A 22,160-nucleotide genomic window follows, 5' to 3' on the forward strand; every position below is an offset into this window, starting at 1 on the left:
GCTTTACTACCTTAGTAAGGTTTTTTACCGATAATGTTTCATGTTATCATCATAATATATGTACATTACTGCCCGATATGGGTCGGTAAATACACTTTTTAAAAAAATATAAACGAAATAAAGCCCATTGCTTTATTAGGAGTTGTAGGGCATTAAAACCAAGACCCAAATAGTTAACTATATGAAGAATACTAATACATCCTATGGCAATAATTCAACAAATATCGGAAAAGCAGAAAATGTTGTCTTAAACTACAATAATCAAGAACCTACTAAAATTGATTATTCTAAGAAAAGCCTGAAAGAATTCGCAGTTAGCCCATTGAAGCTATCGTTAAGCGGCTTTTTAAGCTTTGGTGGTTTAATGATTACGTATTTTTCTCTATTTTTCAAATACCCAATCCTAGAACTTCCGACAATCATTAATGTATTGCCATTTCTGGGTATTCTTACTCTAATTGCAGTTACGGTCGGAATAACACTGAAAAATAGAAGATTTATACCTTTTCTCAGTATTTATAGCCTTGAATCTGATGGGAAAAGTATCTTTCTAAAAAGAACAAAAACAAAATGTCCCATTTGCCATTCAAGTATGCGAATATTTAGAAAAGAAGATGGTGTATTTGTTTCTTGTAAAAGGAATCCTGAGTTACACTCTTATTCATTCGATTATACGACATTTATTGATAACGAATAATGACAATTATGGAAGACACTATAAATGAATTAAAAGCATATAAGCTTGAAACATTTCCAGTAGAAGAAATTAAAGCCTCTATATTTAAATTTGGTAAAGTACCTGTTGCGGTAACTGATTACGATGCAGGAAAGATAATACATCGAGCTAGACCAATTAAGAAAGGTATTAATTTAACCGAAGACCATGAGTTGTCATTCACTCCCGAAGAATACAATACAAAATACCAAAGAGCAAGTACTCCTGAGCAAACAATGTTTTATGGAGCAGTAGTTCCTGAAATTGAAGGTGAAGGAGAGATTACGTCAGAGAGGATAATTGGTGCATCTGAGGTAAGTGATTTCTTAAGAAATCCAGAATCCGAAGATGGAGAAGAGATTATTGTTTTTGGCAAATGGTTAGTAAAAGAAAAGATTACACTTTTATCTATAATAAATCCAGAAGTCCAGAATAATAAGATTAAGTTCTTCCAAGATATGACAAAAGATTACCATACTTTCTTAAATAGTATTGGAGAGAAAAAGAAAGATGCAATTGCTTTTCAAGAGTATATGTCTTCCGAATTCTCAAAATCTGAAATTTTAGGTGAACATGATTACTTAATTACTGCCAAATTCACAGAAAACCTAATTGAAAAATGTGATGGTGTTATATATCCGAGTGTTCGAGCAGATTACAACGGTCTTTGTGTAGCAATTAAACCTGAGTCTGCGAAAACGAAACTTGAATTGATAGAAGTTCTTGAATGTTCACTAATTAAGAAAGATAAATCTATCAAGTTAACGAATCTTAGACACACAGATAAAGTAGAAGATGGTAAATTTAAATTAATTGAACTCAAAGAATAACGCCCTACAACAATGTGTATAATTCATAAGGGTTTCAGAGGTTTTTAAGCGTTATCACCCGCATCAATTTTGGATGGTAAGTTGATAGGTTTGAAGCCCGAAACCCCTTACGAAATCATACACTTAACGTTGTACACAATTAAAAAACGCAGATTATGAATATTGACTTATCAGGTTGGAACCTTATCAAAGACGGACAAATAGAAGGTGATTTTGAAGGTTTTGATGATGAAATGATATTTGAACTAACTGATGGTTCGATTTATTATCAATCGAATTATAAATATAATTATTCGTATTCATATAGACCAAATGTGAAAATCTATTCAAATGGATATTCAAAGATTTTAGTAGTAGAAGGATTGGATGATTATGCAGAAATTACCGAGACAACTTCTATAAAAAGTAAAATTATCAATGATTTTAAAGGTTGGTCTGGTGATACAATTTTCGAACTTCAAAATGGTCAAATTTGGCAACAAGATAGATATAAATACAAATACTTTTATGCATATCGTCCAACGGCAATTATAGTTAAAATAGGAAGTCATTATGTAATGACGGTAAAAGGAAAAAGCATTAGAGTAAAAAAACTTAAATAAATTTCATATGGCTTTTAATTGGACTTGCCCACACTGTAAGAATAAGACAACAGTAAATAAGGATGACCATTCTCAGGATGAATCTATGTTGCACATCAATAATACTGATGGAACAAAATATCTTGTTATTGATTGGATAGTTTGTCCAAACACAGAATGTAAAAAACTTTCATTGTACACTTCACTTCACGAATATACTTTTCGACCTCATATTTGGGAAAAAGGAGATTTTATAAAAGAATGGACTCTTTTACCAGACACAAAGGCAAATATATTTCCTGACTATATTCCTCTACCCATAAGGCAGGATTATGAAGAAGCATATGCTATACTAGAGTTAAGCCCAAAGGCTTCTGCAACTTTATCTAGAAGATGTTTACAAGGAATTATACGAGATTTTTGGGGTGTAAAAAAGGGACGATTAGTTGATGAAATTAATTCAATTGAAGATAAGGTTGACCCTTTGACTTGGAAATCTATTGATGCAATAAGAAAAGTTGGAAATATTGGAGCTCATATGGAAAAAGACATTAATTTAATAATTGATGTTGAACCGAAGGAAGCTCAACTTCTTGTACAGCTAATAGAAATGCTTTTTGAGGAATGGTATATTCATAGATATGAAAGAGAGTTGAAATTAAATGCTATTGTTGGTGTTGCTGAAATTAAAGATGAAGCTAAAAAGAAAAAAGAATAACTGTGTACAACACGCGGTATAAAACATTGGGGTTTAAGTGGTTATTCAAACATTCTGCCACGCATCAAGTTCGGTGTAACTGGACAGGAAAGTAGCCCGCAATCCCCAACGTTTCATACCGCCACCGTTATGCATAAAATTAAGAAACGATGTACCACGATAAACTACATAACAAGACATACATTTCGGATTTTATTTCTTCAATAAGAACTCAACTAGTAGAGGAAATTAAATCACTTGATGGCAAAAAAAATATTGATATTGAGGCTCAAAAAAGTAGATTGTTCAAAAGATATACTCTAGGACCTTTAAAAGTTGATTCTCCAATTCCTTCTGAACCAAGGAGGAAAAAGAAGATGTTGTATAATAATTGGGGGCAACAATATGAGGCTGACATACATGAGATGAAAATTACTTTACCTTTTGAAGGCAATGGCGAACTATTTTATTGCAAACCTTCATCATGGACTATGGTAAGTCCACAGGTAGACTCCATTGACAATAATGGGAAGAAAATTAATTTTACTATTGAGCTACAAGAATTAAACGAGCAAGAGTATAACAAAGCCGTTGGAGAGGTAGTTAGTGATATAAAAGTTAATGTTCCAAATGTAAATAAAGATATAGCCTCTTGGGATAACGGACTACAAGTTTTTATTGACGGAGAATTTCAAAAATTTGAAGGTTTTTTATCACAGAAAAACTCATTTTATGAAAGTATTGGATTAACTGTTACTTCTAAAGCTGACCAATTTATTACACCTTCTCCTGTAACAAGAAAGGTAATACCTAAGCCAAAATTTGAAGAAAAGGGGAATATTAAAAAGATACATCCAAAATTAAAGGATGATGTATATCGAGATATAATTACAACATTAAACAATGTCGGTAGAGCGATTGAAAGAAAACCGTCATTATACATTGGAAAAGGAGAAGAAGACATTCGTGATATGTTTTTACTCTTTTTAGAAACTAGGTATGAAGGGACAACTGCAACTGGCGAGACATTTAATAAGAAAGGAAAATCTGATATACTATTAAAATATGCACCTGATAATAGTAATTTATTTATAGGAGAATGTAAAGTTTGGAAAGGTTCAAAGATATTTTTAGAAACCATTGACCAAATACTTGGATATTTAACATGGCAAGATTCAAAATCCGCAATTCTATTATTTGTGGACAATGAAAGTCTAGAAAATGTTCGAAATGTTGTAAAATCAGATATTGATAATCATGGTTGTTATAAGAATACAGTTCAAGAGAGTGATGATTCATTCTCATATATTCTGACTTTACCAGAAGATAAAAGTGTTGAAATAAATATTGAAATAATATTCTTTCATTTACCTGGGAGGAAGTAAATTCTATGCATAACAACTAAGCGTTCGTGTGGCAGGAACTGCCCAGCATGAACGGTGGGTTGACGTAACCGATGACAGAATTCTGACTCTTATGGGGAATGGTGTAAGTGAAAACCTTTTTAGAAAGGGAATTTAATATGGAAAGATTTTTAAATGCAGTAATTTCAAAGAATAATAGAAAGTTGTAGATCCGTCTACAGCTTTTTTTGTGTTTTAGATTTAGAATAGTTGACAATGGCACATAGCTATGGCAGTAGCCTTTTGTTAAGACTTTATTTTTACAATAGCCTGAATAATTGATGTATCAAGAGCTTTGATGTTTTTCGGAGGGCCTCGATTATCAAAATACCGGATAGTGATGAGTTCTCCTTTTTTACAAGTTGGACAAATTCGATGTTTACTTTTTTGTTCTAGGCAAATAGTAATCGAGCCCAATTTCTCGTGCAAAATGGGCAGTATTTCTTGTTTTAGCGAACTAGAAAGTATGCCGTAATGACGAATGCGTGTAAACCCCTTTGGCAAAATATGTAAGGAGAATCTTCGAATAAATTCTCCATCCTGTAAGCTTACCAGATGTTTTTTTCCTCCCTGCCGGTAATCTTTGGCCATAAAAGTTACTTTCCCTTCTGCTATATCTATCAGTCTGTGGTTGCTAATGGCAACTTTGTGGGTGTATCGGCCAAGGTATTCTACCACTTGTTTGGAGCCAAAGAAAGGCCGTTTGCAGTACACCACCCACTTTTTCTGAAACAATTGTTTGTAGATCTCTGGTGTGAGATTAAAATGCAATCTGATTTGCCGGGTAAAACGTGCCCGAAAAACTTTACTCATAGCTTTTACAGGAAACAAATATTTATCCTTTCCCTTAGCCACTTTCCATTTTTTATTACGATTAATCCCACCACCAGGAACAATGCAGTGTAGATGTGGATGAAAGGACATATTTTGCCCCCAAGTATGAAGAATACTAATCATCCCCGTTCTCCCTCCTATAAATTTAGGATTGGCTGCAAAGTCTTTAACTACACTCCAAGCGGTTTTAAAAAGAATGGAATAGACTGTTTTCTGATTGGCAAATGTTAGTTTGTTTAGCTCTGATGGCAAGGTAAAAACTAGATGATAGTAAGATACATTGATCAATTCATTTTCGCGTGCGAGTATCCACTGCTGACGTTTGTGTCCCTGACATTTGGGACAATGACGATTTCTACAAGAGTTATAGCTAATATGTATCCCCTTACAATCTGAGTTCAAACACTGATCGATATGTCCGCCCAAAGTTGCAGTTCTACAAATTTCGATGGCATAAAGCGTTCTTAGTTTCCACCGATTGGGAACCTTCTGTTCTAACTTATGGTGATTTCTTCTTAAGATATCAGCCACTTCATACTTAGCTTTCAGCGCTATTTCATCTTATAGATTCTATCCATAGGTGAAAAGGCTTTATGCTTATCCAGATTGCAGATGTGAAGATAAAGCATGGTGGTTTTAATATCGGTATGTCCCAACAGATCTTTAAGTGTCATAATATCAGTTCCCATTTCCAGAAGATGAGTCGCGTAAGTATGACGAAGAATATGGGAACTGATCTGTTTTTTGATTCCCGATTTCTTACGAGCTTCATTAATAATCCACCTCACACCATTTGCTGAAAAATGTTGAACTGTTCCATCGGGTCCATTCCCATTAAACAGCCAGATGTATGGACGAAGAATAGCTATGTATTTTTTAAGTGCATAAGATAAGTTGTCACCCAATGGCACATAACGATCTTTTCGCCCTTTGCCTTCTTTGATGTGTAGCATTTTACGATCCAAATCCACATCTGGAATTTTTATATTGAGTAGTTCCGATCGCCTCAATCCACAGCCATACATTAAGGCAATCAGCATTCTATGTTTTAGTAATTTAGGTGTTTCTATTAAGCGTTTTATCTCTGGAACACTCAGTACTACCGGAAGTTTGTGAACTTTTTTTAAGGATGGTAATTTATGCAGTATGGGGGCTTTATCGTAAAGTTTGTAAACAAAACGCAAACCATAAAGTGTATGCTTAAAATAAGACGATGAAGGTGTTTTCTTTTTCGATTGCAGATAATGAAGGTAATCTAGTACTTGTTCAGCATCTAAATCGAGAGGTGAACAGTTAAAATGAAGTGTTAATGTAGCCAAACAGCGAGCATAATTAGTAAGCGTACTCAAACTTTTACCAGAAAGCTCAATAGAGCGTTTCATCTTACAATAAATATTGTTAAATTCATCGCATGAATTACATGCCCGTTCGATTAAGGTGCTTTTTTTTCATAATACGAATTTTAAATTAAATACTATCTAAAGGTAAGTAAATGGGTTCTTTAGCTACCTTTAGGTTTCGTTCAACAAAAGCTAAATTTCATGGGCGGTGACGAGGAGTTTGAAGCTTAGTCCAATTAAGAAACACCAGCAAGCCAATTAAATCGGCTTGCTTACTTGGCGGTTTGAAAGATCAATTCTTTTAAATCGCCCACGCAACTTAGTGTGCCAAGAAGCTGCACATCGGCATAAAACCGTGCAGCATGCTTTATTTGAGATGGTGGAAAGCAGTTGTAAGCTTGACCCACCGATGTCGTCTTACAGGAAGTGGCAATATTCTGTCAAAAGTCGCAAAGTATGTTATGCGATGAAAGTAGAAACGTTACAAGAATAGTATTTGTCGCGCTTATGCGTGGCTTAAAAGAATAAAGAAACAGTTTCCCTATTTGTTTTATCACTGAAAACTGAATTTTTCTATTTAACTTGAAACTCGATTTATATACGACAAGAGCCGTATGATGGGAGAGTATCATGTACGGTTCTGTGAGAGGCTTAGGGTGAATTGAAAATCGACGAAGTCAAACTCCCTTTGCCTACTCGACTACTCAACGTTACCATGCATTTTAACAGCGGCTCATTTTCAACTGATTTTAAGGACTTTAAATTAAATGATTACATTTTCGAACTAATGTATTTTAAAACTTTATGAGTGGGTTAGATTACAAAACTGTCCTACTCGACTGATTTTTGATTAAAAGTTCTGCAATTGTCAAAACGACTGATTTACAGATAAAAAAGCAGATAAAGCAGAGACAAAAAGAGATTATAAATAAATAATTTGGACAGATTTCTAGATAAAGCAAGTACGGAGAGAGTCAAATTTTGCGTGATGCGAGCTTGCCCGATTATTTGAAACTTGATACAGCGTTAAAATTTGACAGATTTTGCATTATTTTCATTGATTAGAAAACAATGAGTTCTAAAACAAACGATTGATAAATTGACGATTAGATTAAAATAAATTATAAATTTGTCGATATAAATCAATGACAAAATGGATAATATTTTAATACAATATCAAGAGTTAACTGAAAAGCTTAAAGAAAATCTTCCCTTAAAAACTTACCCAATTCGGGAGTTAGTGCAAATTTTCCGCAAAAATGGACATCCAATTACCTTAAAAACAGAATTGACAATCATAGATGTGATTAACAGTGGAGATATTTCTGGAATAATGTGTACGATTGAGGGACCAGATGAATATAAAATGGCATGTGGTTTGACTCATCTGATTTTTTCGAAATCATCAAAATTTTATGGTCAGATTGCTGATTATCAAAAAAAACGAGCAAAAAGGATTAAACAATTAAATCAAACAGGACTAAACTAAAAAACGCATGGTAACTATTCCATAAGGGTTTCAGTGGTATGCCAGCGGCGGTTTTCCGCTCATTATCTCGTCCTTATGCGGACAGATAATCACACGCAAACCCTTACGTAACATACAATTTACCATTAGGTGTTATTGAAAGAAAAACCAAATACCATGAAAAATCTAATTGGAGTTTTAATTATTTTAAGCTTCATTGGCTGCAATACAAAAAATGATTGCTCCTATCAGAAACCAATTGACATAAACGATGGACTGAAGGTATCTACACTTGATTCATCTAAATTAGATACAGCCATATTCAATAAACTAAACCAAGACATTTGTAATGGTAAATATGGGAATATACATAGTTTACTGGTGATTGAAAATAACAACTTAGTGATAGAACAATATTATAATAATTGGGAAAATGGTAGACTTCATATTTTAGCATCGAATACGAAGAGTTTCAATTCTTTATTGATTGGTGTAGCAATAGAACAAGGGTGTATTAAAAGCGTTGATCAAAGAATGTTAGATTTCTTCCCTGAATATGAAAATCTTAAAAAAGACACTCTAAAAAACAAAATAACGATTAAAGATCTGTTGACTATGACATCAGGTTTTAAGTGGGATGAACATTCTTTACCCCTTACTGACCAGAACAATATGGGTAGACAAATGGATAAAACAGAAGACTGGTTGAAATCGTCATTAGAATTACCTATGGATACAATACCCGGAACAAAATATGTGTATAGTGGACCTAACAATATTATTTTGAGTGAAATTATAAAAAGATCAACGGGTAAAAATATTGCAGAATTTGCTCAAGAATACCTTTTTGAGCCACTTGGAATCAAAGAATATAACTGGATTTCTAAAAATGGCATTTATGATGGGGGTGGTGGACTATCTCTTAAATCAAGAGACATTGCGAAATATGGACTATTACATTTGAACAAGGGGAAATGGATTGATACAGAAATCGTATCTGAAAATTGGATAAATGAGATTTTTACTCCATTTATTGAAATCAAACACCCTTTTTATAGTTGTTATCAGTGGCAAATGGTAAAAACCGAATTTGGTTTTAACGCTTGGTTTATTCCAGGAAATGGTGGACAAATTATAAATATTATTCCTGATTTGGATATGGTTATAGTAATTAATGCCGACAATAGAAATGTGCCACATAAAAAATTAGAGCCATTGGAATATTTGGTTAAAGATATAGCACAACTACATCCAAAGATGAAAAATGAATAAACAACAACACCTAACATTGCATATGCTTTATGGCGGATTACGTTATGAAAATGAATACTTTAGTTCCAAATATAAATCAGTGTGGGCAGAAAGATTTGTCTTTTGAAGTCCGCCACAAAGCATAGTGTGCCAAGAAGCTGCACATCGGCATAAAACCGTGCAGTATGCTTTATTTGAGATGGTGGAAAGCAGTTGTAAGCTTGACCCACCGATGTCGTTTTACAGGAAAGGGCATCAATTGAAGCGAAGCGTAAATCATGAGTGCTTTTGAAATAAACAATTTACGAACTAAACCACTTAAAGGTGCTTTGGTAAAGAGCCATGGTATTGAGCGTTTAGGAATTTCGAAGCAATCACGAACACCCGTGATAATTTTCGTGAGTAAAATCTATACCAAGAGTATAGCAGGTATTAATAGAAGAGATGAACCCTTCGTCAAGCTCTAAACATCCAGTGAACTACTGAAGAGGTGTCGGGAAGTGGCAATATTCTGTCAAAAGTCGCAAAGTATGTTATGCGGAAAAACGAGTACGCAAAAAGTATACAACAATCAGCAATTTGAATACATCTACACTTTTGAGTTGCCATAATTTTGCTTCATAATTAATTGTATAACTTTAAAATATTGGAAATGAGCAAAACAATTTTAATCACGGGAGCATCATCAGGAATAGGAAAAGCAACAGCCAAAAAATTTCAGGCAAAAGGTTGGAATGTTGTCGCAACAATGCGTAAACCTGAGAAAGAAAATGAACTAGCATCACTAAAAAATGTACTAATAACCAAACTAGATGTTCAAGATTTAACAAGTATAACAAGTGCCATTGAAGAAGGAATTGGTAAGTTCGGGAAAATCGATATCGTTTTAAACAATGCTGGATACGGTATATTGGGTACATTTGAATCTGTAGCTAGAGAAAATATTTCGAGACAGTTTGATGTAAATGTCCTTGGTCTCTTTGATGTAACAAGAGCTATATTGCCGCATTTTAGAAAAAACAAAGACGGAATGTTCATCAACATATCATCGGTTGGTGGTAAAACAACCTTTCCAATGATGCAGTTTTACCATGCTACAAAATTTGCTGTTGAAGGTTTTTCAGAATCTTTACAATATGAATTAGAACCCATTGGAGTAAAAGTAAAAATAGTAGAACCTGGTAGCATAAAAACAAATTTTTCAGGTCGTTCTTTGGATTTTCAGCACAATGATGAATTAACAGAATATAACGAATTTGCATCAGGAGTTATGAATACTTTTGAAAAATTAATGAGTTCTGAACACAGGAATAGTCCAGAACTCGTAGCAGATGTAATTTACAATGCCGCAACTGACGGAACGAACACGCTTAGATATGCAGCGGGTGCGGATGCTGAACATTTATTGGAAGCTAGAAAAACGATGAATGATACCGAGTTCCTTAGCATGATGAAAACGAACCTAAACATTAAATAAGAAATAGAAAAGCACACTTTAGGGAGTGAAAGTGTGCTTTCTTTCACACAAAAATAAGTGCATTGAAAGATTTTATAAAAATAGAAACCATATCGGAAATTCATCAGTTTTTAGGCTTGGCAAAGCCAAAACATCCGCTTGTTTCGGTATACCGAATTGGAAGTGCTCTAAATAATTTGAGAGTTGATAATTTCAGGTATTCAATAGGTTTATACCAAATTAGCTTCAAAGATAATTGTACTCTTACCATTACAAACTACGGTAGAAACTCATATGACTATCAAGATGGTACATTGATTTTCACAGCACCAAACCAAGTAATGGAATTTAAAAAAGCAGAAAAAGCCGAAGTTAACTATGGTTGGACCTTAGCTTTTCATCCAGATTTGATTCGAAAATCAGAATTAGGAAAAAAGATTGAACATTATTCGTTCTTTTCATACGCATCGAACGAAGCCTTGCACTTATCGGATGAAGAAAGAAAAACAGTCGCCGAAATTGCTAAGAAAATCGAGAAAGAAATTAGCACTAATATTGACTCACATAGTCAAACCTTGATAATTTCAAATATAGAGTTGTTATTGAATTATTGTGTTCGTTTTTATGACCGACAGTTTTATACCAGAACAAACCTAAATCAGGATATTGCAAGTAAATTTGAGCAACTACTAAAAGATTATTACAACCAAGAAAAGCAATTGGTATTCGGAATTCCAACAGTTCAATACTGTGGAGAAGCACTGAATATGTCGCCTAAATATTTAAGTGATTTACTGCGAAAAGAAACAGGACAAAGCACACAAGACCATATTCATCAATACATCATTGAAAAGGCAAAAAACAGACTATTGAATTCCAACGAAAGTGCAAGCGAAATAGCTTATGCTCTGGGGTTTGAATATCCACAATATTTTAGTAAAATCTTTAAAAAGAAAACAGCAATGAGCCCAAGCGAATTTAGGAAAAATCTGAATTAAAAAAGCCCAGTGCCTAACAACTAAGCATTCGTGTAGCAGTAACTGCCCAATAGGTACGGTGGGTTGATGGTTCCGGTATATCAATTTAAATTAAGTTTATTCCCAATTAATATCCAGCAGCCTGCCCATCTTTTCTCGATTCCGAGGCTCCAAAATACACATCTCTTTCTTCATCATATAGAATAGCCTGATAGCCGCCATATCCGCCCATGTCATATTTTATTTTGTGGCCTTTTTCCATCAACTCACGAATAGTTTGGTAAGGAATTTCCGATTCTAAATTTACCCATCCGCCATCTGTCATTTTCTCTCCGGTTGGCTGTGACGAACCATCATGACGAATTCTTGCTGCGTCACCGGCTTCCTGCAGATTCATTTTAAAATCAACTAAATTGGCAACAATCTGTGCATGACCTTGTGGTTGCATGGCACCGCCCATTAAACCAAAACTGACGTATGGTTTGCCATTTTTGGTAATGAAAGCTGGGATAATTGTATGAAACGGACGTTTCCCGGGTTCGAACACATTGGCATGTCCTTCTTCCAGACTGAATAATTCTCCTCGATCCTGTAACACAAATCCCAAACTATCAGGAGTCATTCCTGATCCCATGCCCCGGTAGTTGCTTTGTATTAAGGATACCATATTTCCCTCTTTATCAGCCACAGTCAGGTAAATGGTATTGCCCTGCTCCAGTTCACCGGCAGGATAGCTTTTGGCTGATTTGTTGGGATCAATTAAAGCTTTTCTTTCAAGTGCATATTCTTTCGAAATCAATTTTTTTAGTGGAATTTTCGAAAAGTCAGGGTCGCAGTAGTACTTTGCTCTATCCTCAAAGGCCAGTTTTTTAGCTTCAATAAAAGTATGCAGGTAATCACTGCTTCCAAATCCCATTTGTGCGATGTCGTACTCTTCAAGAATATTTAGCATTTGAAGAGCTGCGGTGCCTTGTCCGTTGGGTGGTAGTTCCCAAATATCATAGCCCCGGTAATTTATAGATACCGGATCAACCCATTCCGATTTGTGCGAGGCCAAATCATCGTAAGAAAGAAAGCCACCTTGCTCTTTCATATATTTTGCAATGGTTTTGGCAATATCACCTTTGTAGAATGCATCGCGGCCGTTTTTTGCTATTTTTTCCAATGTATTTGCTAAATATGGGTTCTTGAAGATGTCACCCTTTTTAGGCATTTTTCCATTTGGCATGTATGTTTCCGAAAATCCTTTGTATTTCATTAATCGATTGGCACTGGCATTCATATAGTAAGCAATAAGTTCGCTTACCGGAAAGCCATTTCTGGCATATTGAATTGCTGGATTTAGAATTTGTTCCATATCCATTTTCCCAAACCTGTCATGCACGGTAAACCATCCATCGACACAACCGGGAACAGAAACGGGCAAGGCTCCAAATGATGGAATAGAAGTGTAATTGTTTTTCTTGAAATATTCAAGACTTAGCGATTTTGGGGAACGTCCACTTCCATTTAAACCATACAGTTTTTTTGTTTTTGCATCCCACAAAATGATGAAAATATCGCCTCCAATTCCGTTTCCTGTAGGTTCCATTAAACCCAGTATGGCATTGGCTGCAATTGCGGCATCAATTGCATTTCCTCCGGCTTTTAATATGTCTAGTGCAACTTGAGTGGCTAGTGGTTGACTGGTGCAAGCCATCCCGTTTTGTGCGATAACTTCAGATCTTGTTGCAAAATTAAGTCCGGTAACCCGGTCTTGAGAAAATACTGCCAATGCGAAGAGTGATAGCAAGCAGAGGAGAAAAGATTTTTTCATTTTACAGGGATTTTTATGGATTAGTTATTGCTTGAGAATACACTTAAAGATAGGAAAGATTATCTTTGATTAAGAATTTTCGTTATGGTCAGATGGTTTACAACAGGCTTGATTATTTTATTTGCTTTTGCTGGTTCGGCATCGGCAAAGGAGTTGTGCGATATTCGTTTAGTTACACAACAAGACACTGTCGTTTTCCTCGATACCAATTTGCATGTAAATCTCGATGAGGTTAAAATTTTACGCTACAAAAAAAAGAGAAGAAAGCACTATCAAAATACCCGGCAGTACTGGCGGATGGTTCGAAATATTCGTATCGTTTATCCATATGCCGAGGCCGCCAATGAAACCATCGGGAAGCTTACCAAAGATTTAGAAGGAATTGAAAGCAAAAAAGAACGCCGTAAACTCATCCGAAAAGAATACAATGGCTTGATGAAAGATTACAAAAAACCTCTGATGAAACTCAGAATTTCGCAAGGCAAATTGTTGATGAAGTTAATTGATCGGGAAACCGGAAACACCGGCTACAATCATTTAAAAGAGTTGAAAGGATCGTTTACAGCAATATTTTGGCAATCGGTGGCTGTGATGTTTGGTTCATCGCTAAAAGCAGAATATGATCCTTTGGGCAACGATTGGATGATTGAAGAAATACTCGACAGAATGAAACGAGGCGAACTGCTGCCTCCGGGAAAATTGCCTTTAAGGAGGATCAATTAAAATTGAAAACCTTCTGAAAGCCCCGGGAAGAGCGCTTACTTTTGCGAAGGGAGGGTCACAGGCGCGAAGGAAGGCCTGTTTTATGCGAAGGACGGTCCGCAGAACAGAAGGGTCAATAAAATGGGTGTTTTTGTGTTGATTAACGTGTTTATTTCTTATAAATTGATAATCATGTTTTTGTTTATTAGAAGCAACCTTTAGTATGTTTCTGCATCAGATAGTTAAAACTTAATCATATGAAACAAAAAGTATTGAAGAAGTGCAATAAATTAATTGCCGTTCTTTTATCTATTATGGGCATAGGTGGTACAATTTCCTTTACCGGATGCGATGGTGGTGGAAATGGTGCTGTTGAGTATGGAACACCTCATGCAACCTTCAAAATTTACGGTGCAGTAACTTCTGAGAATAAGGTGGCGATACCGAATATTAAAGTGAAAATGCAATACGATTCAACTTACACCGATGAAAAGGGAAAGTATGCTTTGCAGGTTGTTGAATTTCCTCAGGATCAAAATTTTACAGTTAGGTACGAAGATATTGATGGCAGTGATAATGGCAGTTACCTTTTAAAAGACAGTATTGTAGAGTTTAAGGATCCTCAGTTTGAAAATAGTACAGGGTCGTGGGATCGTGGCGAAACAGCAAAGGAAGTGAATGTTGAACTATCAGAGGACAAATAATGAATTCGAAACTCTCGTTGCGTAAAAAAATAGCTCTTGAACTTTTTAGAAAATACCGGGACAATGCAAAAAAGCTGCATCAGCTCAATTATATATTTTGGGAATGCACTTTGCGCTGCAATTTGAATTGTTTGCATTGTGGCAGTGATTGTAAAAAAGAAGCCTTGGTAAAGGACATGCCCATTTCCGATTTTATTGGTGCTATTGATGATGTATCCGGTATTGTAGAGCCAAATAAAACCATGATTGTTTTAACAGGAGGAGAACCATTGGTGCGAACTGATTTGGAAATTTGTGGAAAACAATTGTATGAGAGGGGATTTCCGTGGGGAATGGTTTCCAATGGATTTCATCTTACTTTCAAAAGATTGCAATCTCTTTTGCAAGCTGGTTTGCGTGCCGTTACCATTAGTTTGGATGGATTGGAGAATTCGCACAATTGGTTGAGAGGGAATCCAAAAAGTTTTGAAAATGCAGTAAATGCCATTGGGCTTTTGTCCGAAACGGAAGATCTTAAATTTGATGTGGTTACATGTGTGAATCAAAAGAATTTTAATGAGTTAGGCCAGATCAAGGCGCTGCTTTTATCCAAAGGGGTTAAAGAGTGGCGGCTATTCACGGTTTTTCCGATAGGAAGGGCAAAGGAGCATAACGAATTGCAATTGAATCCGGTACAATTTAAATCTTTGTTCGATTTTATTGCCAGGGAAAGAAAAAAAGGCGACATCAAATTGAACTACGGTTGCGAAGGTTTTTTAGGAAATTACGAAGGTGAGGTGCGTGATAATCTGTTTTTTTGCCGGGCGGGTATTAATGTAGCCTCTGTTCTGATAGACGGTTCCATCTCGGCATGTCCAAATCTTCGGGATAACTTTTCGCAGGGAAATATCTATCACAATAGTTTTAAGACAACCTGGGAGAATCAATATTCCATTTATAGAGATAGAAGTTGGATGAAGACAGGTGAATGCTCCGATTGCAGTTCGTTTAAATATTGCGAAGGGAACGGTATGCACCTGCGTGATGAAAAAACCGGGAAATTGTTATTCTGTCATTTAAATAGAATAAAAGAAGGTGAAGAAGCCTGTAAAGTATAGATTTCCCTAACGTTTAGTGCTTAAATATTCCTCCATTCTGCGATCAAACATCTGGTTTTTCTCTAAGTAATCAGCAAACTTATTGTGCCCCGATTCCTCAATAAACTTCTTTAAATCGTCAAAGGCTTGTTCTTTTTTTTCCTCGATATTCATTCTGTACAGGTTCATGCATTGTTCAGCCTTTCTTTCCCATTTATATTTTTTAATGATGATTGCTTTGAGTAGAAAAGAAATTAACAGGCTTGATATTAGTAGAATAAAGCCTGAGGTTTCAGGAAAAAGAAGTACAGGCAGTATCAGGAAAAAAACCGGTAAAAAGGAGGCAATGCAAAATATTCCTATAATTATGTTGTTGTAGTATTCGGAAAAATGAATCAATTTCTTTTTTTGCGAGGAATAAAAAATCAGCCAGTTGACAAATAGATTCAGAGCCATGCTATACAGAAGAATTGCCGCCTCATACGCAGAATTAAGGGAGAAGAAAACAGCGGCAAAAAGGAATAAATTGGAAAGGATGAAAGGATAGATGTGATTTTCGGCAGCATCTTTGGCGTTTCGGTTTTTCATAGAAGGAATTATGATGTTGGCTTATGGCAAGCAACCAAAAGCCAACAGCTAATGGTTTATTTATAATGCCATAATTGTTTTCACTACATTGTCTGCTCCATCACCAATTTGAGCAATTGTTGCATCAAGCATATAGCAAGGAGTTGTCACAATTTTATTCTCTTTATCAAATACAATTTCACCGTGAGTTGTTGTAACATGAGTTGCTCCCATTTTAGAAATTGCTTCAGCAGTTTCTTCATCTTGTCCGATGGTAACTTCAACATCTCCCAGAACTTTTGCAATAAGGGCAGGAGCGATGCATAAGGCACCGATTGGTTTTTTTGCTTTGTGCATCGCTTTTAAGGCGGCTTCAGCATCTGGATTTACCTGACAGCCGGCACCTTCAAAAGCAAATGTGCATAGATTTTTTGCAACACCAAATCCTCCGGGGAAAAGAATGGCATCAAACTCATCGGCCGAGAACTCCTTTAAATCTTTGATATTTCCTCGTGCAATCCGGGCAGCCTCGACCAATACATTTCTTGTTTCGGGCATTTCTTCTCCTGTAATATGGTTAATTACATGGTATTGATTGATGTTTGGAGCAAAAACCTGATAGCTTCCTCCGTTTTTTGAAATGGAATATAAGGCTAAGGTTGCTTCATGAATTTCAGAACCATCATAGACACCTGATCCTGCTAGAACAACTGCAAATTTTTTCTTTGAATTCATTTTTAGATACTTTATTTTACGGTTTATGATGTTTGTTTTAAATAAACGAATATCTGTTCTTTATATTTCATTGTGGAATTAGCCTGAACTAATTCCATTTTTATAAATACAAATTATAAGAATGAAGACGAAACGTATATTTGTTGCAATAAAGATAGATAATACACATCAAATTAATGAGCTTTTTCGTCAAGTTGGATTTGATTTAGATGAAGAAAGAATAAAATGGGTGAATAAAAACGGATTTCATATTACGCTTCTTTTTATGGGAGAGACAGGTATGGAGGAAATGGCTGCGATTATGGATAAATTGAAGACGATTGGAGCTGATTTTGATGTTTTTCGGTTGAATTTAAAATCGCTCGGCGCTTTTCCTTCAATCGAGCACCCAAGAATTTTGTGGGCTGGCATTAATTCAACTTCAGGCTTATATAAACTGCAGGAGAAAATTCGAATTCACCTTGAAAGTAAAGTGTCTGAGGATTATAAATATACACCTCACCTTACTATTGGCAGGATTAAAGGAGGAGTTAAGAATCCTGAAAAGGTAAAGAAATGCCTGCTGAAATGGAAAGAATGGGAAGATAGTGAGCTTCTTATCGATAAGTTTGTACTCATGGAAAGTTTACTTACGAAAGATGGATCCGTTTATCATGTTTTGGAAACTTTTAGCTTGAAAAATCAGAATGTGTGAGTTGTTTTTCATTTGTAAAGTGTTGAAATAAATAATTATAAACGGCTTTTAAATTTTCCTCTCATCAGGATTTTTTAAATTAATGATTAAATGTAAATTTGGGCTACTTAAAAATATTCGAATATGATTACGATAGAAACATTGGTGTTTAATCACTGGCAGGAAAACACATACATATTACATGATGAAACAGGGGAGGCAGTCTTGATTGACTGTGGTGTTTTCTTTAAAGACGAAGGCAGAAAGCTGATTGATTTGGTTGAAAAGAAAGGGCTGAAACTGGTAAAGCAGTTGAATACACATTTGCATATCGATCATGTTTTGGGCAATCAATTTATGAAAGATCAGTTTGGTCTGCTTACTGAAGCTCATAAAGATGATGAATTTTTGTTGGCTGAAGCTCCTAATTACGGGGTTCGATTAGGATTGGAAAATGTAGTGGAGCCACCTCCTATTGGGAAACTGATTAAGGAAGGTGACATTATTAAATTTGGAAATTCGGAGTTGAAAGTTATTCATGTTCCCGGACATTCACCCGGTCATGTGGTGTTTTATAATGAGGAACAAAAATTTTTAATTGCAGGTGATGTTTTATTCCGCGAAAGTATTGGGCGAACCGATTTACCTTACGGAAATTACGAGCAATTAATTGAAGGAATCAAAACCAAACTTTTGGTTCTTGACGATGAAGTTTGTGTTTACCCAGGGCATGGGCCGGCAACTTCTATCGGACATGAAAGATCTAAGAATTTGTTTTTAAAAGGATTGAGTTAAATCAATTAAAATATTCCAGAGGGTGTCCAAAAAGTATTGTTCTATTTGTCATTCTGATCCCGATGAATCGGGACGAAGAATCTTTCATTTTGAAAAACAGATGTTTCGACTTTGCTCAACATGACAATTCAATACAAAATATTTCTTTTTGGACACCCTCTCTTTGTATCCCAAACTCACTTAAAAGAAAGCTGTAAATGTGATAAAAATCATATTTGTATCACTCTATAAAACAGTTTATTAAGAGGGATTGTTGTTGGGTATGAGGATATTGGATAACAGTGATTAAATTCAGGGTTCAACCTCCTCGTAAATTTAAATCTTTTACTACTTTTACGAACACAAATATTTTATAAACAACACCTAATTTAAACAACAATATGGCAACTGAAAAGTTTGTTTCCCGTCACATTGGACCTCGTAACGGCGATATTAAAACAATGTTGGAAACTGTTGGTGCTCCTTCTCTGGAAGCCCTGATTGATGAAACAATCCCTTCAGATATTCGTTTGGAAAAAGCATTAGACCTTCCAAAAGCATTATCAGAATACGAATATTTTTCGAAGATTAAAGGAATTGCTGCTAAAAACAAAGTATTCCGAACATTCATAGGACAAGGGTATTACGATACCATTACTCCGGCTGCTATTCAGCGAAATGTATTGGAAAATCCAGGATGGTATACCCCTTATACACCCTATCAGGCAGAAGTATCGCAGGGTAGATTGGAAGCTTTATTGAACTTCCAGACTATGATTTTGGATTTAACCAAAATGGAACTTGCTAATAGCTCTCTTTTAGATGAAGCAACTGCCGTAGGAGAGTCAATGTATATGATGCAGGCTCTGCGTTCCCGCGCCAAGAAAAAGGCTGATGCAAATCAGTTTTTTGTTGATAAGAATGTTTTTGCTCATACTCTTGACGTTTTAACTACTCGTGCAACTCCTCTGGGAATTGAGCTGGTTGTTGGTGATTTCAATACATTTGAATTTACTGATCAGGTTTTTGGAGCTATCGTTCAATATCCGGCTTCAAACGGTAGTATTCAAGATTATGCAGCTTTTGTTGAACGTGCTCATCAGGCTGAAGCATTGGTTGCTGTATCTGCTGATTTAATGAGTTTGGTGTTGCTAACACCTCCAGGTGAGTGGGGTGCTGATATTGTTGTCGGTACATCTCAGCGTTTTGGTGTTCCAATGGGATATGGCGGACCTCATGCAGCATATATGGCTTGTCGCGAAGCTTACAAAAGAAGCATTCCCGGACGTATTATTGGTGTAACCAAAGATGCTCAGGGAAACAATGCTTTGCGTTTGGCTTTGCAAACCCGCGAACAGCATATTAAACGTGAAAAAGCAACCTCTAATATCTGTACAGCGCAAGCCTTGTTAGCTACAATGGCTGGTTTCTATGGTGTTTATCACGGTCAGGAAGGTTTGAAGAGAATTGCAATGCACATTCATTCAGCTGCAGGTATCTTATCTGATGGATTAAAATCCTTGGGGTATCAACAAACTGTTGAAAACTTCTTTGATACTTTGCAGGTTGTAGTTCCTGCCGGGGTTTCTGTTGAGGAAATTCGCAAAGCTGCATTGCAGGCTGAATTCAATTTCTATTACATTAACGATACTACAATTGGTATTTCAATTGACGAGAAAATTAGTGCAGAGGAATTAAGTGCTGTTCTTACCATTTTCTCAAAAGCAGCAGGTAAAAATGAAGTTGTTGTGGAGGGTATTGAAGATAAAATTTCATTCGATTCAAAATATGCTAGAACAAGTGAATTTTTAACTCTGGATGTATTTAAACGTTACCGTTCCGAAACGGCTTTGATGCGTTACATTAAAAGCTTGGAAAAGAAAGATATTGGATTGAATACATCTATGATTTCTTTGGGATCGTGTACAATGAAGCTGAATGCCGCAGTGGAAATGCTGCCAATCAGCTGGCCGGAGATTGGTGGAATTCATCCATTCGTTCCTGTTGATCAGGCTCTTGGTTACAAGGAAATTATTGAAGATCTTGAAAAATGGCTTTCGGTTATTACCGGATTTGCAGGTTGTACTTTACAACCAAATTCAGGTGCTGCCGGTGAGTATACCGGATTAATGGTGATTCGCGAATATCATATCTCAAGAGGTGAAGGCCATAGAAATGTGGTTTTAATTCCATCATCAGCACACGGAACAAATCCTGCCTCGGTTACAATGGCTGGAATGAAAGTTGTGATTGTCAACTGCGATGAAAACGGAAACGTAGAATTTGAGGACTTAAAAGCCAAAGCAGAAAAACACAAAGATGATTTGTGTGCATACATGATCACCTATCCATCTACACATGGTGTGTTCGAAACAGGTATTAAGGCAATGATGAATCTGATTCATGAAAACGGAGGACAGGTTTACATGGATGGAGCGAATATGAATGCTCAGGTTGGTTTAACAAATCCGGGTACAATTGGTGCTGATGTTTGTCATTTGAATCTTCATAAAACATTTGCAATTCCTCATGGTGGTGGCGGACCTGGTGTTGGTCCAATTGCAGTAGCTGAACATTTGGTGCAATTCTTACCTTCTCACAAATTTGTGAAAACTGGCGGCGAAAATGCAATTACTGCAGTGGCAGCAGCACCATTCGGGTCGGCAAGTGTATTGCCAATTACTTATGGTTACATTGCCATGTTAGGTGCTGATGGCTTGGAGCAAGTTACAAAAACGGCAATTTTGAATGCTAATTATTTGGCTTCATCTTTCGAGAAGCTGGGTTTCAAAATTTTATATAAAGGAGCAAAAGGGCGCGTTGGGCACGAGATGATTTTTGACTGCCGCGAGTTCAATAAATCAGTTGGAATTACCGATACCGATATCGCTAAGCGATTAATGGATTATGGATTCCACGCTCCAACATTATCTTTCCCTGTTCATGGTACATTAATGGTTGAACCAACCGAAAGTGAGCCATTGGAAGAGATGGATCGTTTCATTGAGGCATTGGCGAAAATCAATGAAGAAATGAAAGAGATTGAAGATGGTGTTGCTGATGTTTCTGACAATGTATTGAAAAATGCACCTCACACACATAGGGTATTAACTGCTGATGAGTGGAATCATACATACAATCGTCAAAAAGCAGCTTATCCGTTAAGTTGGGTTGCTGATAATAAATTTTGGCCTTCGGTTGCTCGTGTTGATGATGCTTTTGGTGATAGAAACCTGATGTGTACATGTGCACCATTAGAAGCTTATATGGAAGAACATATCGATGTTGACTAAGTAATATCAGATAAATATTTTAAAATCCGGTGAGTTAATTTTCATCGGATTTTTTTTATAAACAAGAGCGAAATTTAGGGCACAAAAAAGGAGGCTGCCCCGGCCTCCTTTTTGTTCTATTACTAACCCTAAAATTTAACTATGAAAATAATGAATTGAATAAATTCATTAAATCTATGTGTGTTTACGTTAGGGTTCTGAAAAAGTTTTGGTTAGTAAGAGCTTAGAGTTTATATTTTGTCTGATTGATTTTCATAAAAATGACTCT

The 22,160-nt window shown here is 35.9% G+C and carries 20 protein-coding genes; 15 read left to right on the forward strand and 5 right to left on the reverse strand.

Features of this window, described 5'->3' with window-relative positions:
* Window positions 1-181 precede the first annotated feature (181 nt).
* The 5 genes from ACHZAX_RS01815 (at window position 182) to ACHZAX_RS01835 (ending at window position 4,208) form a co-directional block, all read left to right on the forward strand.
* Window positions 182-697: a hypothetical protein gene (locus ACHZAX_RS01815; RefSeq protein WP_320017804.1), complete on the forward strand. Its 516-nt coding sequence runs from the start codon at window positions 182-184 to the stop codon at window positions 695-697.
* 8 nt (window positions 698-705) lie between these two features.
* Window positions 706-1,545 carry a hypothetical protein gene (locus tag ACHZAX_RS01820; RefSeq protein ID WP_320017805.1) on the forward strand — a complete coding sequence of 280 codons (840 nt, stop codon included), beginning with the start codon at window positions 706-708 and terminating at the stop codon, window positions 1,543-1,545.
* A gap of 155 nt (window positions 1,546-1,700) precedes the next feature.
* Entirely contained in the window at window positions 1,701-2,147 is a 447-nt protein-coding gene (locus ACHZAX_RS01825; protein ID WP_320017806.1) for a hypothetical protein, read from the forward strand.
* A gap of 7 nt (window positions 2,148-2,154) precedes the next feature.
* A complete protein-coding gene (locus ACHZAX_RS01830) occupies window positions 2,155-2,844 on the forward strand; it encodes a DUF4145 domain-containing protein (protein ID WP_320017807.1) in 690 nt (229 codons plus the stop codon).
* A 149-nt stretch (window positions 2,845-2,993) separates the two neighbouring features.
* Window positions 2,994-4,208: a hypothetical protein gene (locus ACHZAX_RS01835; protein WP_320017808.1), complete on the forward strand. Its 1,215-nt coding sequence runs from the start codon at window positions 2,994-2,996 to the stop codon at window positions 4,206-4,208.
* Between the two features lie 264 nt (window positions 4,209-4,472).
* Here ACHZAX_RS01835 and ACHZAX_RS01840 read toward each other — a convergent pair whose 3' ends face one another.
* Complete coding sequence (locus ACHZAX_RS01840; protein ID WP_320020417.1) at window positions 4,473-5,615, reverse strand: IS91 family transposase; 1,143 nt, start codon at window positions 5,613-5,615, stop codon at window positions 4,473-4,475.
* Window positions 5,612-6,442 (reverse strand): tyrosine-type recombinase/integrase, encoded by an 831-nt coding sequence (locus tag ACHZAX_RS01845; protein ID WP_320017809.1) that lies wholly within the window; start codon window positions 6,440-6,442, stop codon window positions 5,612-5,614. Before ACHZAX_RS01845 ends, ACHZAX_RS01840 begins: the two co-directional genes overlap by 4 nt.
* Window positions 6,443-7,553: 1,111 nt before the next feature.
* On the opposite strand from ACHZAX_RS01845, the gene ACHZAX_RS01850 reads away from it, so the two are divergent.
* The 4 genes from ACHZAX_RS01850 to ACHZAX_RS01865 all read left to right on the forward strand — a co-directional run bounded on the left by ACHZAX_RS01850 (window position 7,554) and on the right by ACHZAX_RS01865 (window position 11,573).
* Entirely contained in the window at window positions 7,554-7,889 is a 336-nt protein-coding gene (locus tag ACHZAX_RS01850) for a hypothetical protein (protein WP_101311137.1), read from the forward strand.
* Between the two features lie 156 nt (window positions 7,890-8,045).
* Entirely contained in the window at window positions 8,046-9,140 is a 1,095-nt protein-coding gene (locus tag ACHZAX_RS01855; RefSeq protein ID WP_320017810.1) for a serine hydrolase domain-containing protein, read from the forward strand.
* Between the two features lie 631 nt (window positions 9,141-9,771).
* Window positions 9,772-10,596 carry an SDR family oxidoreductase gene (locus ACHZAX_RS01860; protein ID WP_320017811.1) on the forward strand — a complete coding sequence of 275 codons (825 nt, stop codon included), beginning with the start codon at window positions 9,772-9,774 and terminating at the stop codon, window positions 10,594-10,596.
* Window positions 10,597-10,658: 62 nt separating this feature from the next.
* Window positions 10,659-11,573, forward strand: a complete 915-nt coding sequence (locus ACHZAX_RS01865; protein ID WP_320017812.1) for a helix-turn-helix domain-containing protein — start codon at window positions 10,659-10,661, stop codon at window positions 11,571-11,573.
* Window positions 11,574-11,679: 106 nt separating this feature from the next.
* On the opposite strand, the gene ggt is transcribed toward ACHZAX_RS01865, so the two are convergent.
* Window positions 11,680-13,368, reverse strand: coding sequence for a gamma-glutamyltransferase (gene ggt, locus ACHZAX_RS01870; protein ID WP_320017813.1), 1,689 nt, complete (start codon window positions 13,366-13,368; stop codon window positions 11,680-11,682).
* A gap of 84 nt (window positions 13,369-13,452) precedes the next feature.
* Between ggt and ACHZAX_RS01875 the strand changes: the two genes are divergently transcribed.
* The 3 genes from ACHZAX_RS01875 to ACHZAX_RS01885 all read left to right on the forward strand — a co-directional run bounded on the left by ACHZAX_RS01875 (window position 13,453) and on the right by ACHZAX_RS01885 (window position 15,871).
* Entirely contained in the window at window positions 13,453-14,091 is a 639-nt protein-coding gene (locus tag ACHZAX_RS01875; protein ID WP_320017814.1) for a DUF4294 domain-containing protein, read from the forward strand.
* A gap of 236 nt (window positions 14,092-14,327) precedes the next feature.
* Complete coding sequence (locus ACHZAX_RS01880) at window positions 14,328-14,774, forward strand: radical SAM-associated putative lipoprotein (protein ID WP_320017815.1); 447 nt, start codon at window positions 14,328-14,330, stop codon at window positions 14,772-14,774.
* Window positions 14,774-15,871 (forward strand): TIGR04133 family radical SAM/SPASM protein, encoded by a 1,098-nt coding sequence (locus tag ACHZAX_RS01885; RefSeq protein WP_101311130.1) that lies wholly within the window; start codon window positions 14,774-14,776, stop codon window positions 15,869-15,871. The genes ACHZAX_RS01880 and ACHZAX_RS01885 overlap by 1 nt, the downstream gene beginning before the upstream one ends.
* 6 nt (window positions 15,872-15,877) lie before the next feature.
* Here the strand turns inward: ACHZAX_RS01885 and ACHZAX_RS01890 are convergent, their stop codons facing one another.
* Together ACHZAX_RS01890 and elbB are read right to left on the reverse strand one after the other, a co-directional pair.
* Entirely contained in the window at window positions 15,878-16,438 is a 561-nt protein-coding gene (locus ACHZAX_RS01890; protein ID WP_320017816.1) for a hypothetical protein, read from the reverse strand.
* A 60-nt stretch (window positions 16,439-16,498) separates the two neighbouring features.
* A complete protein-coding gene (gene elbB, locus ACHZAX_RS01895; protein ID WP_320017817.1) occupies window positions 16,499-17,152 on the reverse strand; it encodes an isoprenoid biosynthesis glyoxalase ElbB in 654 nt (217 codons plus the stop codon).
* A gap of 121 nt (window positions 17,153-17,273) precedes the next feature.
* On the opposite strand from elbB, the gene thpR reads away from it, so the two are divergent.
* The 3 genes from thpR (at window position 17,274) to gcvP (ending at window position 21,892) form a co-directional block, all read left to right on the forward strand.
* On the forward strand, window positions 17,274-17,846 hold the full coding sequence (thpR, locus tag ACHZAX_RS01900) for an RNA 2',3'-cyclic phosphodiesterase (RefSeq protein WP_320017818.1): 573 nt from the start codon (window positions 17,274-17,276) through the stop codon (window positions 17,844-17,846).
* A 123-nt stretch (window positions 17,847-17,969) separates the two neighbouring features.
* Window positions 17,970-18,620, forward strand: coding sequence for an MBL fold metallo-hydrolase (locus tag ACHZAX_RS01905; protein WP_320017819.1), 651 nt, complete (start codon window positions 17,970-17,972; stop codon window positions 18,618-18,620).
* A 380-nt stretch (window positions 18,621-19,000) separates the two neighbouring features.
* A complete protein-coding gene (gcvP, locus tag ACHZAX_RS01910) occupies window positions 19,001-21,892 on the forward strand; it encodes an aminomethyl-transferring glycine dehydrogenase (RefSeq protein ID WP_320017820.1) in 2,892 nt (963 codons plus the stop codon).
* The last annotated feature ends 268 nt before the right edge of the window (window positions 21,893-22,160 follow it).

Source organism: Labilibaculum manganireducens, assembly GCF_963665805.2.
GTDB lineage: Bacteria > Bacteroidota > Bacteroidia > Bacteroidales > Marinifilaceae > Labilibaculum > Labilibaculum manganireducens.